Here is a 13452-nt window from a genome sequence, read left to right as displayed (position 1 = left end):
TTAGTTTTTTTCCTCTGGGGATGTTTCATCTGTTTTAGCTGTTTTTAACGAATGAGCCACTCGCGCTTGACGTTGATGTTCAAGTACTAATGCGCCAATGCGTTGCTGCTGAAGCTCTCGTAAACCTTGCTCTGCGTTATCAAGTGCTGGTGCCGATGAGTAGCTTACTGGCGACGCCATGCCGGTTAGCGGCGTGGTTTGCAATAAAGGAATTTCGTTTTGCACAGCATCTTCACCTTGCGGTAAGGTGTTCACGCCAACAATAGTAAACATTGCTACGCTCGCTGCAATCGCTAATTGAGCAACTGGTTTGCGCCAATTAAACGCCACTACTTTATTTTCTGTTTCGGTATTTGAAGGGGTTGCCACACTGTCAGACTGGCTAAAGTCTGCATAAACGGGCTCACTCTCAAGTGCTAACGAAATGCGATCACTAATATCAAAATCCATATTATTGTTATTTTCTTTAGCTCGCATTGCATCACCGATTAACGCGTAACGGCCAAACGTAGCAACATCATCCGATGCAATAGTTGCATCATTTAATGTTTGTTCACCGTCAAGTAATGCTGATAACGATTCGTTATCTAAGCGGTTAACGTGTGCTTTTGTCATACTAAGACTCGCCTATTAATGGGTTTAATTTATTATCAATTGCTTCACGGGCACGAAAAATACGCGAACGTACCGTCCCGACTGGGCAATCCATAACCACGGCTATTTCTTCATAGCTCATACCCTCAATTTCTCTAAGAGTAATCGCGGTTTTAAGATCTTCAGGCAAACTATCAATCGTATTAAAAATAACAGCGCGGACTTCTTCGCTTAATAGTAAATTTTCAGGTGACGCGTTAGAACGCATTGAATCTGCACCTTCATAAAACTCGGCATCGTCAGCATCTATATCATTTGCTGGCGGTTTACGCCCTTGAGCCACTAAATAATTTTTAGCACAATTAACGGCGATACGGTAAAGCCAAGTATAAAAAGCACTATCACCACGAAAGTTTGGAAGGGCACGATACGCTTTAATAAACGCTTCTTGTGCTACATCAGCAATGTCACCTTGATTTGATACATAACGTGAGATCAAACCGGCTATTTTGTTCTGATACTTCTTAACTAATAGGTTAAAGGCGTTTTTATCTCCCTGCTGGACCCTTTTCACTAACGCTAAATCTAATTCCTGCTCGCTCATTCGAGCCGGTACTCCTCTGATTGATTCTTGCTTATTATTCATAGTGTCGCCATTGTTCACACCTACTCTGACCCTTAGATGAATAAAAAGTTCTGACTCATATTGTTTTTTTATAAAATAGCTACAAATTACGCGTTTATACGCTAAAACCACTTAGTAGTAGTTCAACAAATATGGTACAACTATAAGTATTAAAAATAAATATTGCTCTATCTGAGCATTGTAACCGCAAAGTACCTCACAGATGAACCAAAATAAACATCACATTACCGATGTCGCTATTATTGGTAGCGGCGCAGCAGGCTTATCACTTGCTTTATCTTTGGCTAATTACTGTAACGTTACCGTGATCAGTAAAGGTGAATTAACCGAAGGTTCTACTCTTTATGCCCAAGGCGGAATTGCCGCTGTTTTTGATAAAAAAAATGACAGTATAGAGTCTCACGTTGAAGATACCTTAGATGCAGGTGGCGGTTTGTGCGACAGAGAAGCTGTTCATTACACTGCCAGTAATGCGCATGACTGCCTACAATGGTTGATTGACCAAGGCGTGCCTTTTGATATGGAATTTGATAGTAAAGGTAAAGAGCGCTTTCATTTAACCCGTGAAGGGGGTCATAGCCATCGACGCATTTTGCATGCTGCCGATGCTACTGGCAAAGCAGTGCAAACAACGCTGATTAGCCAAGTTCAAGCGCACAGTAATATCACCTTGTTAGAGCATTATAATGCGATTGATTTAATTACTGATAAAAATATCGGTAAAACGGGGTCACATGTTCACGGTATGCATGTGTGGAATAAAAAAGCCAAAAAAGTAGAAACCATTGGCGCAAAATTTGTTGCCTTAGCAACCGGTGGCGCAAGTAAAGTGTACCTTTACACCTCTAACCCTGATGTTTCTAGCGGTGATGGCATAGCAATGGCTTGGCGTGCAGGGTGTCGCGTTGCTAACATGGAATTTAATCAATTTCATCCAACCAGTCTTTACCACCCAGAATTACAAAACTTTTTAATTACTGAAGCAATGCGTGGTGAAGGGGCCTATTTAAAACGCCCAGATGGCACTCGCTTTATGAAAGAGTTTGATGAACGAGAAGAACTCGCTCCTCGCGATATTGTAGCGCGCGCTATCGACTTTGAAATGAAACGCCTTGGCGCAAATTGCTTATATTTAGATATTAGCCATAAAGACAAAGATTTTATTATTGAACACTTCCCTACTATTTACGCTAAATGCTTGAGCGTAGGGCTTGATATAACCAAAGAGGCAATTCCGGTTGTTCCTGCTGCGCATTATACCTGTGGTGGCGTAATGACCGACTTTAATGGCAAGACAGATTTAGCAAATTTATACGCTGTGGGTGAAGTGGCTTATACCGGCTTACATGGAGCTAACCGCATGGCAAGTAACTCATTATTAGAGTGCATTGTATTTGCCCATGCAGCAGCAAAAGACATTTTAAGTAAAATAGAGACCGCACCCGCGCTGGTAGATTTACCTAGTTGGGATGAAAGCCGTGTATCTAATTCAGATGAAGAAATCGTGATCACCCATAACTGGCATGAGCTACGATTATTTATGTGGGATTATGTGGGGATTGTACGCTCAACAAAACGCCTTGAACGTGCGCTGCATCGTGTTGAACTGCTACAACAGGAAATACACGATTATTACGCAAACTTTAGAGTGAGTAATAACTTACTTGAGTTACGTAATTTGGTGCAAGTTGCCGAGCTTATAATTAGAAGCGCTATGGAACGTAAAGAAAGTCGTGGACTACACTTTACTATTGATTATCCAGAGCAAAATGAGAACCCAACGCCCACTATTTTGACTCCGCTACGTAATTAATTGCTTCAAGTGTTGCCCGTTTTAAGCGCGCATAGCTTTGCTCATCAACACTATTGGCTGAGATAATCAGCCAATAGTTTTTACTAAAGCCATTAATATACAGCCACACACTCTGACCAAGTAACCGGCTTTGCTTACTAATTACCCCTTGAATTTGCCTACCTGATCCTTCAAAACGAAATTGATTCGGCTCTAAGAGTATAATGCCTTGCTGTGGTTGAGCAGCCACGATTTTTCGCCAAACAATAATGCCAGCAAGTATATTAAGTGCAATACAAAAAAGAGTTGCCACCTCCGAGTTCATAAATAAGCACAACACTAAAGTCAGCACACAAAAAAAGACCACAATCGGTTTGTGGTCTGTTTTATTATCTGTAACGGTAAATCTATACACGAACTCGGTCTAAAATTAGCTGAACCATGCTGTTTAGCTCTGCGTCTTTACATTCTTCATGGCCCATAAACCAAGCGAATAAATCTGGGTCTTCTTGCGTTAATAGACGCTGAAAAATCGCTTGCTGTTTAGCATCTAACGAATCATAAGCTTCTTCAACAAACGGCATAAACAAAACATCTAGCTCTAACATGCCACGGCGACAAGCCCAACGGATACGTGCTTTACTATGTATTTCAACCATTTTAAACCTCATATTTAATTAACTCGAGTTTACCAAATACGCGTTAATTTAACAGCACTAAGTTATAAAAACATCGTCTGTTAGTCGCTGTACCATACGCTTTAACTACGTTATTATGTGACCTCATTTGTTATTGCAAAGAAGGTGTTTATGTCTCAGGTTTATGCATGTCCTTTATCACATCAGGTTATTAGCCTCTCAGGCGCAGATAAATTATCGTACCTCCACGGACAAATCACTCAAGATCTAAATAAACTTAACAACAATAACTTTTTGTGGGCAGGTCACTGTAGTGCAAAAGGTAAGTTATGGGGTGTATTTAAGCTATTTTCTTATCAACAAAGTTACTTTTTAGCTGGTTCAAGTGCAGAAGTCGAACGTTCACTAGCTGAATTAAAAAAATACGCTGTATTTGCAAAAGTTGAAATTAATAAAGCATCGGAGCGATTAATTGGTCTACTTGGCGATAACGTAACAGACATACTCGTACAACTCGATATTCACTTCAGCGATGACGCAACGGCTTGTGACTTCGCTCATGGTAAAGCCCTTAAACTTGCATCAAACCGCGTTTTATTAATGGTTGATAGCCAATTTTGCCTACCTGACGACGTATCGACCCTCGACAACGATGCCCTATGGCAACAAGCGTCTATACTCGCTGGTGAACCGCAATTAAGTGTCGATGCGATTGATGAATACGTACCGCAAATGGTTAATCTGCAAGCCATTAACGGCATTAGCTTTAAAAAGGGTTGCTACACAGGCCAAGAAACCGTTGCACGTATGAAGTACCTAGGCAAAAACAAACGTGCTATGTATATCGTTTCTGGGCAAAGTGAAGGGTTACTCGAAGCACCCGACATTGAAACTCAATTAGGTGAAAACTGGCGCCGCGCAGGTAAACTTATTGCGCAAAGCTATAATGAACAAACACAGACTTTAACTGGTTTGGTCGTGTTGCCAAACGATACTGATATCGATCAGACTCTTCGTGCAAAACACACCCCTTCGGTAGAGCTAAACATTCTGCCTCTACCTTACTCTCTTGAAGATGAATAATAGGAATGACTATGATCGTTGCAGCAAATAAAGTGGTAAAAATGCATTACTCTGTTTTAGATAATGACGGCAATACCATTGATAACTCATTTGGCGGTGAGCCATTAATTTTTATCGTTGGTACAGGTTACCTGATCTCAGGGCTTGAAAACGCGCTGCAAGGCAAGCAAGCTGGCGATACACTAAGTGTAAAAGTAGAGCCTGAAGAAGGTTACGGTGAGCGTCATGATCACTTAATGCAAGCTGTACCAAAATCAATGTTTGAAGGTATGGAAATTGAAGTGGGCATGCAATTTCGTGCAACCACAGATGACGGTGACCAATCAGTAATGATCATCGATATTCAAGATGAAGAAGTGATTGTTGATGGTAATAACCCACTTGCCGGTATTACACTTAACTTTGATGTAGAAATTTTAGAAGTACGCGATGCAACAGCCGAAGAGCTTGAGCATGGCCACGTACATGGTGAAGGCGGCTGTGGCCACGAGCACTAAAACCCGCTAAATAATAAAATTGCTATAAGTTTATAAAAAAGCGCCTAAGGCGCTTTTTTTATAGCATATTATTCTGCGTTCGCAATTTGGCTTGAGGCTCTGCTGCTGGCATTTCAACAGGGGTTATTTTATCTTCAAGCGCAGCGACTAATCCAGCTTGATCATTCGTGCCTAAGCGATACTGAGTGCCATCTTTAAGCGTTAATTGCACCGCACTAAAGCCTGATACCGAATAAATCCAACCATCGTGTGTAATGCGAATACCAATACCATGGCGGTATGAATTTTGTACTGCTTTTACATCGACAATATCTTCTAATGCTAATTTTTGGCCTGCAACACCAGGGCCAAATGCCCAGCTAACATGAGTTTCGTCAACTTTAATGGTTAAACCGTGGAACAAAAAACCCACCAGCACTAAAATACCCGCAAATACGATTAACGGGGCATCGGCACCAATTAAATTCCATGCAAGCGCAACAAAACCACTGATCCACGCTAATACTACAAATATAAATACCGCATACTGCTTATGCTGATACATAACACTCTCTATTAAAAAGTTAAAAAATTAAAAACTGTACACTAAGGTGGCACTGAGCTCTGAATCGTATTTTAGTTTATCTTCTTCAGGCTTAGAATTATAACGATACATATAAGCAAATTTTAACGATACCGCGCCAACCACTTGGCTAATTAATGCCGTTTCTGACTTTAACCGAGAGTTAAGTCCAGACAAAGATTGTTCTATACTGATATCTTGATTAAATCGGGTACGCTTAGATACCAACCTCTCCCACTGCATTGCAATACGAAGTAAATAACCCATTTTGTCTTTATCGTCTTCAAGTGCTGTTGACTCATCATCAGCAACTGAGCGGTATAGACCTGGGCCAATATCTATATCTACCTTATTTTTAACCCCTTGATAAACACGTGCGCCATAACCGGTTGCTACCGTACTTTTAAAATCAAGGCCGCTAAATTGATCTTCTTCATAATCTCCGTAAATAAAGAAAGACGAGTTTTTAACGCCTATTTTATAGTTACCCTGTGCAGAGAAAAACACGCGATTAGCAGTCACATCCGACTCACCCGTTTCTTCGTTTTCATCACGTTTGTACAAAGAGTCTATTTTGAATTGATTTCGCCAGTTTTCAAAATCTTGATAAAGATTCCCTTTAAGCTTAAAACTGGTGGAATTAGTGTTACCTTTACTTAAAATAAAACCAAATTCGGTATCACCATACAATACTTCGCCTTTGTGTAACTCATGAATTTCTTCATCAGAGAGCTCCCCATACTCATGAAAATCTTCAAAGGGATCAACTGCCCAGCTAAAGCAGCTAAATAATAAAAGCAGTAATACAAAGGAGTTTCGCAAAATACGTTCTCTTACATATGGCAATAACAAAAAAGCAGAGAAATGGTTATTCACTTTCTTTCCACAAAATATGACAAAAAGGCGCGTCTTTATCACGGCTAATTAAAATTTTCGCAAATAATACGTCTTCGTTATCAAACTCAAGGCCAACTAATACTTGAATAAAATGCTCAGGTTCAATTTCTAGGGCAACAAAGTCTTGCCACTGTTCATCGGGCTCATCTTCTTCAATAAAGCCTAGTTCTTCACGGTGTAGGTTAAATTCTTCAATATCTTTGTCGCTTAAATTATTGGGAGCCAGCTCTAAAAAAATATCATAAGCTTGATGAGTTGCTTCTTCTACCGTAAATAAACGTGGACCTGACATGAATGGTTAACCTCTGAGCTTTTAAGTGGCAATCATAATATCAAAAGTTGCTAGGGTTTTGATAAAAAAAACACGTTAAATACTGGCTTTTTTACTTTTACCTAATACTTATAGATATTGTTGGATGGGTTTGTATTAAGGTCTGCTGACCTTTTAAATTAAATTTTCCTTTAAAGGGAATAGACCCAACTTACATTAAAAAATTCACTTTGTTTTTATTCATCTTCATCCACTTTACTTAACATCAATAAAAACATAAGCTCAAACAACAGGTCAGAGGAGTGCATAATGATAAAATTAGAAAAAAAACAGGGTATTGCCACTGTTACATTAAATCGTGTAGAAAAACAAAATGCCTTAAGCTTTGCTATGTTTGTTGAGCTTAACAAGGTGATTAAAAATATAAAAAAAGATGCCAGTATTCGTGCGGTTGTATTAACCGGTGAGGGCGAACACTTTTGTGCGGGACTCGATATTAACGCGGTTATGGCTTCACCATTCAATATCATAAAGCTCCTATTCAAATGGCTTCCTGGTAATCAAAACCTAGCGCAAAAGGTCGTACTGGGCTGGCAGTCATTGAGTGTGCCTGTAATTGCTAAAATAAACGGAAACTGTCTTGGTGGAGGGTTGCAAATAGCACTGGGTGCCGATTACCGAATTGTTCACCACGACGCCAAACTCGCCATTATGGAAGCGCGCTGGGGGTTATGCCCAGACATGGGCGCTAATGTTATGCTTTCAGGCTTAGTAAAACGCGACCAAGCACTTTGGCTAGCAAGCCATGCCGAACCAATAAACGCACAAGACGCTTTTGAACTCGGTTTAGTAACAAAAACAACCGAAGATACCGATAAAGCAACTAAAGAAATGCTTGAAACATTACAAGCGCGTTCACCTGACACATTGGCGGCAATAAAACGAGTAACTCAACAAAGCTATAAAGCCCAAGCTCGAAAAATACTCGCTAAAGAAACATGGAGCCAAATTCGCTTATTAAGCAACCCTAATACTAAAAAAGCCATTGCTAAAGCAAAAGGTAAAACTGGTATTGAGTTTTCAAACGCCAAGCACTGGTAACATTGATGGTAATACTAAGGCACAATGCACAAAACAGCGTTATTTGTTAAAGTGATAATCCTCTATTGTATTGAGTCATCGCCATGAAATACTTTTTAAGTAGCGCTATCATTTTGCTTTGCTTAGCAGCAGGTAAACTTATTATGCACTTTATTGATGCCAGTTTTCCTGCGCCACTATTAGCAATGGTTATTTTACTGGTACTACTTTTATCAGGCATTGTTAAAGAGCAGCAACTTACTCCATGCGCCTCGCCTATTTTAAATGTAATGCCTATTTTCTTTATTCCTGCAGGCGTTGGTTTTATTGAACACTTAGAACTTATAAAAACACATTGGCCATTTTTAACCACCGTGATGATTATAGTGCCCTTGAGTAGCTTAATTTTAGTAGCCAGTGTGGTTGGCCACTTTAAGGGCACTGAAAACAATGAATGAGCAAATCAGTGCAATAACGCCAAGCCTTTGGTGGTTGACCATCCCTTTTATAATTACTCTTTTTTTTGGACTTAAAATGCTCAATGTGAGAGTAAGTCACAGCATTTTAAAATCCCTCACGAACCCCGTATTTTTAAGTATCGGCATTATTGCCTTATTACTCGTTAACCTTAAATTACCCTATTCACAATTTGCTTCGCATAGTCGGTTGTTAACGTGGTTATTAGAGCCGGCCATAGTCGCGTTAGCCCTCCCCTTGTATCAGCAGTTTATGCATATTCGAAAAAACTTTTTACTCATTTTAGTCACCTGCAGTATTGGCATTATTAACGCCACACTGGTGGCTTTTGTATTAAGTGTTTTATTTGCTGTCCCATCGCAGCTCAGCGCTTCAGTTGCGGCACTTAGCGTTACTACACCTATTGCATTACTTGTCACCGACTCACTTGGGGGGATCAGCTCGCTAGCCGCTGCTATGGTTATTTTTATTGGTTTGCTTGGGGCTTTGTTTGGCTTTTTGTTACTAAAATTAATTAAAATATTTAACTTTGAGGCACAAGGCATTGCAATGGGAACGGCCTGTCACGCTATAGGTACAGCGGCTGCAATTGCCGAACATCCAAAAATAGGGGCGTTTTCATCGGTGGCTATGGCATTGAGTGCGCTATTAACTGCGGTGATAGTACCACTATTATATCCAATTTTAGTGAGCACTTTGTTATAGTAAGTTGATACCAATATAACTAAAACTAGAGCTCACCATGATCAGTTCCGAAATTCAACAATTTGAAAAGTACTACGCCCTACTTACCGAGTATTTAGTCACCTATAGTATGCAAATAGTCGGTGCTATTTTTATTCTACTGGTTGGTCTTTGGGTGGCGAAAAAACTTGCCGAAGTAGTTGCCAATTTGATGACTCGACATAACGTTGATATCACCTTAACTAACTTTGTTAGTAATGTAGTTAAAGTACTGCTGATCATTATGGTGATCATAATTGCGCTTGGTAAAATTGGCATTAGTGTTACCCCGTTTGTTGCTGCAATAGGTGCCGCTTCTTTAGGTGCTGGCTTAGCATTACAAGGCATGCTTTCTAATTATGGCGCCGGGCTTGCTATTATTGCCACGCGGCCATTTGTGGTAGGCGATACCATAGAAGTAAAAGGGGTTAGTGGCCAAGTAAAAGTAATTGAACTGGGTCACACCGTGTTAATTAATGAAGAAAAAGTAGAAATAACCATTCCCAATAAGCATATCGTTGGCGAAATCCTACATAACTCATTTAACTACTCTTTAGTAAAAGGTGAAATAGACATAGCCTACAGCGCCTCTAGTGATACTGCGATCAGCCTTATTGAAAACGCATTAGCTAATCACGAACTGGTTGCTAAGCAACCCAATGCACAAGTTGGCATAGAACGCTTTGCTGATAGCGGCGTTACTATTAGCTATCGATACTGGGTTCCTACCACTAAAATTATTGAAACTAAGCTCGCTATTAACGCCAGCGTGTATAAAGCAATTAACGATGCAAATATCGAAATTCCGTTTCCACAGCGCATTGTTACACTTAATAAAAATAACTAGCATGAGTCATGTAATTAAAGCAAAAAGCTAAATGCACTTATAACTATAAAAATGAGCCAATTATGCATCAACCGCCCTTTTATTTAGGTGAATGGCAAATAACTCCTGCCAGTAACACCATTCAACGCGCTGAAGAACAAAAACAGCTAGAACCCAAAGCTATGGATGTGTTGCTGTACTTGTGTCAAAACCAAGCAGAGATTGTGAGTAGCGACGCGTTATTAACTCACTGCTGGGCAAACACAGAAACCGGCGATAACCCTCTGCATAAAACTATCACTCAGTTACGAAAAGCTCTGGGTGATAAGGCAAGCGCCCCGCAATACATAGAAACCATACGTAAACGTGGTTATAGGGTTATTGCAACGGTTGAGTTTCCATTGGCTGATGAACTCCCCAGCCAAGTTAACACCTGGCAAGGCGGCTCTCCTTTTTTAGGTTTGAGTGCATATAACCCAACCGATACCCACTTATTTTTTGGTCGTAATAAGGCCATCAGCACGTTATTAGAGAGCGTATCAAACCAAGTAACATTACAGCGCGCATTTTGCTTAATCCTTGGCCCTAGTGGCACGGGTAAATCATCATTAGTTAATGCGGGTATATTGCCAAAACTACTCGACGAGCGAGGCTATAACGGCATTAGAGTAATGTCGTACACCCAACTCGACTTTGCAGATGTAGCTCAAAATAGGCTGTATTTAGATCTCGCCTCAGCTATGCTCGATTGGGATATTAACGACATTCCAGTATTTACAGGGCTAAGCGCACAAACGCTGGCACAGCAACTAGAACATGACATAGACAATGTTATTAGTTGCTTAAAAAATACAATTGCAAATACCCAAACAGCAGCAAAAACGCCGCAATTGTTTTTGTTTATAGACCGCTTAGAAGTGCTACTTTCCTCACCGCTATTTAGTAACGACACCCGAAGTCATTATTTATCTGTTATTGAGCGTTTAGCGACCTCTAAAGCGGTGATTGTATTTAGTGCCTGTCGTAACGATTTTTACCCTTTAGTGGTTGAGCAACCAAGCCTTATGGTGGGCAAAGCTCATGGTGCGCATTACGATTTAACCCCGCCAAATCGCCATGAGCTACAACAAATTATTCGCTTGCCAGCGTTAACCGCTAATTTAACGTTTTCACAAGACCCAAACACCAAAACCCCGCTGGATGAAATACTTTGCGCCGATACCGCCAACAACCCTGATGCCCTGCCCATGTTGCAATACACACTGCAAGAGCTGTATTTACAGCGCAGTAATAATAATGAGTTATTGCACAGTGTGTATGAAAAACTCGGCGGTATTGAGGGTGCCATTGGTAAAAAAGCCGAAGAGGTATTTATAGGGCTTTCTAAAGCGCAACAACAGCAACTAAAAAGCGTGTTATCGCAATTAGTAACGCTAAACCCAGATGGTAAAACCATTACTAGCCGCGCGGCCCGCTTACAAGCGTTAACCAACACCAGCCAAAAAGAGCTGGTTCAAGCCATGGTCGATAGCCGCTTATTTGTATCGCATTTACAAAACCAAGAAGCCTACTTTAGCCTTGCCCACGAGGCATTATTACGCCAATGGCCACGTGCCAAACAGTGGATTAATGACCATAAAGATGCCCTTGCTATAAAAAGCCGCTTACACCACCACACGCAGCAATGGCTTAATGAGCACAAAAGTAACGCCTACCTGTTAGCACCGGGTAAACCATTGCAAGAGGCCGTTACCTTATTAAACGACAACATATTTAAACTAGACGATGACGAACGCGCGCTTATAACCAGCTCTCTTAAACACAGTAAAACAAAAACAACCATAAAACGCGGCACCGTCGCTCTGCTTTGTTTACTTACCTGTGTTGCCCTATTTATGAGTGTTACCAGCTTTCAAGCGCAGCAACTTGCACAGCAAAAGCGCCAAGAGGCCGAAAGCTTACTAGGGTTTATGGTTGGTGATTTTGCCGATAAATTACGCAGCGTAAAGCGTATGGACTTACTTGATGGCATTAGTAATAAAGCACTTGAATATTTTACTAATCAAGTTGATAAACCAAGCTCGCTATTTAACTTTAGCAGTCAACAAGGAGAATTTAAAAGTCGCTTTCAGTACGCACAAACCCTTGAGGCCATGGGTGAAGTCGCCTATTCACGGGGTAAAACCGATGAAGCCTTTACCGCCTTTGAAAACGCCCGCATTCGCCTTGAAGCATTATTAAAAATTCAGCCAAACAACTTAGAGCTTCTCACACTCGCCGGTGCTAATGCCTTTTGGCTCGGTCAGCTTCATTATGATAAAAGTAATTACGCTGCTACTGAGCCATTATTTAAAAAATATCATGCCTACAGCGAGAAAATGTATTCATTAGCACCGAATGATTTTAACTCGATTATGGAGCTATCGTATTCGCATAATTCGCTGGGCTCTTTGTATTTAAAGCAATTTAACTACACTGCCGCGAAACAACGCTTTACAAAGTCGCTCGCCCTTAAAAATGAAGCGCTTAATTTAATTCCAAACGATAAAAACTTATTAATTGATAGAGCTGATACTCTTAGCTGGATTGCTAGCACAGAAGTACACTTAGGTAACTACAGAAATGCGCTAAATTCTTATGAACAAGCAGAAAAAGTTTTAAATACTTTAACCTCATTATATCCTAATGATGCAAACTTATTAGAGATGCTGGCCTATACGCACTCCCATCAAGCCAATCTACTAAGTTACCTGCCAGATAAACAGCCAGCTTTTTTGCATACAATAAAAGCATTAGAGGCTGAAAAAAAAGCATTAAAACAGGATCCAAAAAATAAGAAATTCCAAGAAAAATATTTTCAGTTTTTAACTAACCAAACCTTAATTTACGCTGAGCTCGCTAATATTTCTTTAATTGAAAGCATTATAAACTTCTTACATACATCAGAGAAAAATCGTAATATCACGGGTATCTATGTCAATTTGATTCGCTACTTTGTCAAAGTCAAACAATCGACCTTGGCAGAGAAATTCATGGATGAGTTAAACAGATATACAACTTCACTAGGAATTGAAGAAAACTCAGGCATTAATAATAGCATTCATATAGCCAGCATATATTTGGCGCAAGCAAAATTAGCAGCATCTAAAGAGAATAATGAGAAGCGAAAATTATTTTGCCACAAGGCTCTAAAATCAATCTTAAATATAGCTAAAAAAACAAATGATATTGATATTCTTTTTCCCCTATTACAGGCATATAGTTGCTTAGATCGCTTGTCTGAAGCTCCCGAAAAAATAAAGATACTTAAAGAATTTGGTATCAATAATTTCGACTTATAAACTAAAAATATATTCAGTAGTATCC

The 13452-nt window shown here is 40.0% G+C and carries 15 protein-coding genes; 8 read left to right on the top strand and 7 right to left on the bottom strand.

Annotated elements, in window-relative coordinates:
* Both DK924_RS02200 and rpoE read right to left on the bottom strand, forming a co-directional pair.
* Positions 1-615, bottom strand: a complete 615-nt coding sequence (locus DK924_RS02200; protein ID WP_109874239.1) for a sigma-E factor negative regulatory protein — start codon at positions 613-615, stop codon at positions 1-3.
* Between the two features lies 1 nt (position 616).
* Entirely contained in the window at positions 617-1198 is a 582-nt protein-coding gene (gene rpoE, locus DK924_RS02195) for an RNA polymerase sigma factor RpoE (protein WP_010387792.1), read from the bottom strand.
* A gap of 244 nt (positions 1199-1442) precedes the next feature.
* Here rpoE and nadB point away from each other — a divergent pair, with 244 nt between their 5' ends.
* The gene (nadB, locus tag DK924_RS02190; RefSeq protein ID WP_055013219.1) at positions 1443-3053 is read left to right on the top strand and encodes an L-aspartate oxidase; all 1611 of its coding nucleotides are present in this window, start codon (positions 1443-1445) and stop codon (positions 3051-3053) included.
* On the opposite strand, the gene DK924_RS02185 is transcribed toward nadB, so the two are convergent.
* Together DK924_RS02185 and DK924_RS02180 are read right to left on the bottom strand one after the other, a co-directional pair.
* Positions 3028-3384, bottom strand: coding sequence for a hypothetical protein (locus DK924_RS02185; protein ID WP_109874880.1), 357 nt, complete (start codon positions 3382-3384; stop codon positions 3028-3030). The genes nadB and DK924_RS02185 overlap by 26 nt on opposite strands.
* A 55-nt stretch (positions 3385-3439) precedes the next feature.
* Positions 3440-3691, bottom strand: coding sequence for a succinate dehydrogenase assembly factor 2 (locus tag DK924_RS02180; protein WP_010387788.1), 252 nt, complete (start codon positions 3689-3691; stop codon positions 3440-3442).
* 150 nt (positions 3692-3841) lie between these two features.
* On the opposite strand from DK924_RS02180, the gene ygfZ reads away from it, so the two are divergent.
* Together ygfZ and DK924_RS02170 are read left to right on the top strand one after the other, a co-directional pair.
* Positions 3842-4753 carry a tRNA-modifying protein YgfZ gene (gene ygfZ / locus DK924_RS02175; RefSeq protein WP_109874238.1) on the top strand — a complete coding sequence of 304 codons (912 nt, stop codon included), beginning with the start codon at positions 3842-3844 and terminating at the stop codon, positions 4751-4753.
* A gap of 11 nt (positions 4754-4764) precedes the next feature.
* Positions 4765-5250: a peptidylprolyl isomerase gene (locus tag DK924_RS02170; protein ID WP_008111743.1), complete on the top strand. Its 486-nt coding sequence runs from the start codon at positions 4765-4767 to the stop codon at positions 5248-5250.
* A gap of 58 nt (positions 5251-5308) precedes the next feature.
* Here DK924_RS02170 and DK924_RS02165 read toward each other — a convergent pair whose 3' ends face one another.
* Genes DK924_RS02165 through DK924_RS02155 form a run of 3 tightly spaced genes read right to left on the bottom strand, consistent with a single transcriptional unit; the run spans position 5309 to position 7001 of the window.
* Positions 5309-5794, bottom strand: a complete 486-nt coding sequence (locus DK924_RS02165) for a hypothetical protein (RefSeq protein ID WP_054201768.1) — start codon at positions 5792-5794, stop codon at positions 5309-5311.
* Between the two features lie 27 nt (positions 5795-5821).
* Positions 5822-6634 carry a DUF481 domain-containing protein gene (locus DK924_RS02160; RefSeq protein ID WP_054201958.1) on the bottom strand — a complete coding sequence of 271 codons (813 nt, stop codon included), beginning with the start codon at positions 6632-6634 and terminating at the stop codon, positions 5822-5824.
* Between the two features lie 46 nt (positions 6635-6680).
* Positions 6681-7001 (bottom strand): HI1450 family dsDNA-mimic protein, encoded by a 321-nt coding sequence (locus DK924_RS02155; protein ID WP_055013217.1) that lies wholly within the window; start codon positions 6999-7001, stop codon positions 6681-6683.
* Between the two features lie 288 nt (positions 7002-7289).
* Here DK924_RS02155 and DK924_RS02150 point away from each other — a divergent pair, with 288 nt between their 5' ends.
* The 5 genes from DK924_RS02150 to DK924_RS02130 all read left to right on the top strand — a co-directional run bounded on the left by DK924_RS02150 (position 7290) and on the right by DK924_RS02130 (position 13427).
* Positions 7290-8081 (top strand): crotonase/enoyl-CoA hydratase family protein, encoded by a 792-nt coding sequence (locus tag DK924_RS02150; protein ID WP_055013216.1) that lies wholly within the window; start codon positions 7290-7292, stop codon positions 8079-8081.
* 83 nt (positions 8082-8164) lie between these two features.
* Positions 8165-8518 (top strand): CidA/LrgA family protein, encoded by a 354-nt coding sequence (locus tag DK924_RS02145; protein WP_109874237.1) that lies wholly within the window; start codon positions 8165-8167, stop codon positions 8516-8518.
* Positions 8511-9242: an LrgB family protein gene (locus tag DK924_RS02140; protein WP_075169714.1), complete on the top strand. Its 732-nt coding sequence runs from the start codon at positions 8511-8513 to the stop codon at positions 9240-9242. Before DK924_RS02145 ends, DK924_RS02140 begins: the two co-directional genes overlap by 8 nt.
* A gap of 37 nt (positions 9243-9279) precedes the next feature.
* Positions 9280-10107, top strand: coding sequence for a mechanosensitive ion channel family protein (locus DK924_RS02135; protein ID WP_109874236.1), 828 nt, complete (start codon positions 9280-9282; stop codon positions 10105-10107).
* Between the two features lie 62 nt (positions 10108-10169).
* Positions 10170-13427, top strand: a complete 3258-nt coding sequence (locus DK924_RS02130) for a winged helix-turn-helix domain-containing protein (RefSeq protein WP_109874235.1) — start codon at positions 10170-10172, stop codon at positions 13425-13427.
* Positions 13428-13452: the final 25 nt, after the last annotated feature.

It is taken from the genome of Pseudoalteromonas sp. meg-B1, assembly GCF_003173795.1.
In the GTDB taxonomy this organism is placed as follows: domain Bacteria; phylum Pseudomonadota; class Gammaproteobacteria; order Enterobacterales; family Alteromonadaceae; genus Pseudoalteromonas; species Pseudoalteromonas undina.
The sequence above is the reverse complement of the archived record's forward strand: the minus strand, read 5'-3'. Positions and strand labels throughout refer to the sequence as shown.

Bases quoted from the DNA above. Each gene is read 5' to 3' on its own strand.
- DK924_RS02170 (WP_008111743.1), top strand. From the start codon at position 4,765: ATGATCGTTGCAGCAAATAAAGTGGTAAAAATGCATTACTCTGTTTTA.
- DK924_RS02165 (WP_054201768.1), bottom strand. From the start codon at position 5,794: ATGTATCAGCATAAGCAGTATGCGGTATTTATATTTGTAGTATTAGCG.
- DK924_RS02145 (WP_109874237.1), top strand. From the start codon at position 8,165: ATGAAATACTTTTTAAGTAGCGCTATCATTTTGCTTTGCTTAGCAGCA.
- ygfZ (WP_109874238.1), top strand. From the start codon at position 3,842: ATGTCTCAGGTTTATGCATGTCCTTTATCACATCAGGTTATTAGCCTC.
- DK924_RS02180 (WP_010387788.1), bottom strand. From the start codon at position 3,691: ATGGTTGAAATACATAGTAAAGCACGTATCCGTTGGGCTTGTCGCCGT.
- DK924_RS02140 (WP_075169714.1), top strand. From the start codon at position 8,511: ATGAATGAGCAAATCAGTGCAATAACGCCAAGCCTTTGGTGGTTGACC.
- rpoE (WP_010387792.1), bottom strand. From the start codon at position 1,198: ATGAGCGAGCAGGAATTAGATTTAGCGTTAGTGAAAAGGGTCCAGCAG.
- DK924_RS02150 (WP_055013216.1), top strand. From the start codon at position 7,290: ATGATAAAATTAGAAAAAAAACAGGGTATTGCCACTGTTACATTAAAT.
- DK924_RS02135 (WP_109874236.1), top strand. From the start codon at position 9,280: ATGATCAGTTCCGAAATTCAACAATTTGAAAAGTACTACGCCCTACTT.
- DK924_RS02130 (WP_109874235.1), top strand. From the start codon at position 10,170: ATGCATCAACCGCCCTTTTATTTAGGTGAATGGCAAATAACTCCTGCC.
- nadB (WP_055013219.1), top strand. From the start codon at position 1,443: ATGAACCAAAATAAACATCACATTACCGATGTCGCTATTATTGGTAGC.
- DK924_RS02155 (WP_055013217.1), bottom strand. From the start codon at position 7,001: ATGTCAGGTCCACGTTTATTTACGGTAGAAGAAGCAACTCATCAAGCT.
- DK924_RS02200 (WP_109874239.1), bottom strand. From the start codon at position 615: ATGACAAAAGCACACGTTAACCGCTTAGATAACGAATCGTTATCAGCA.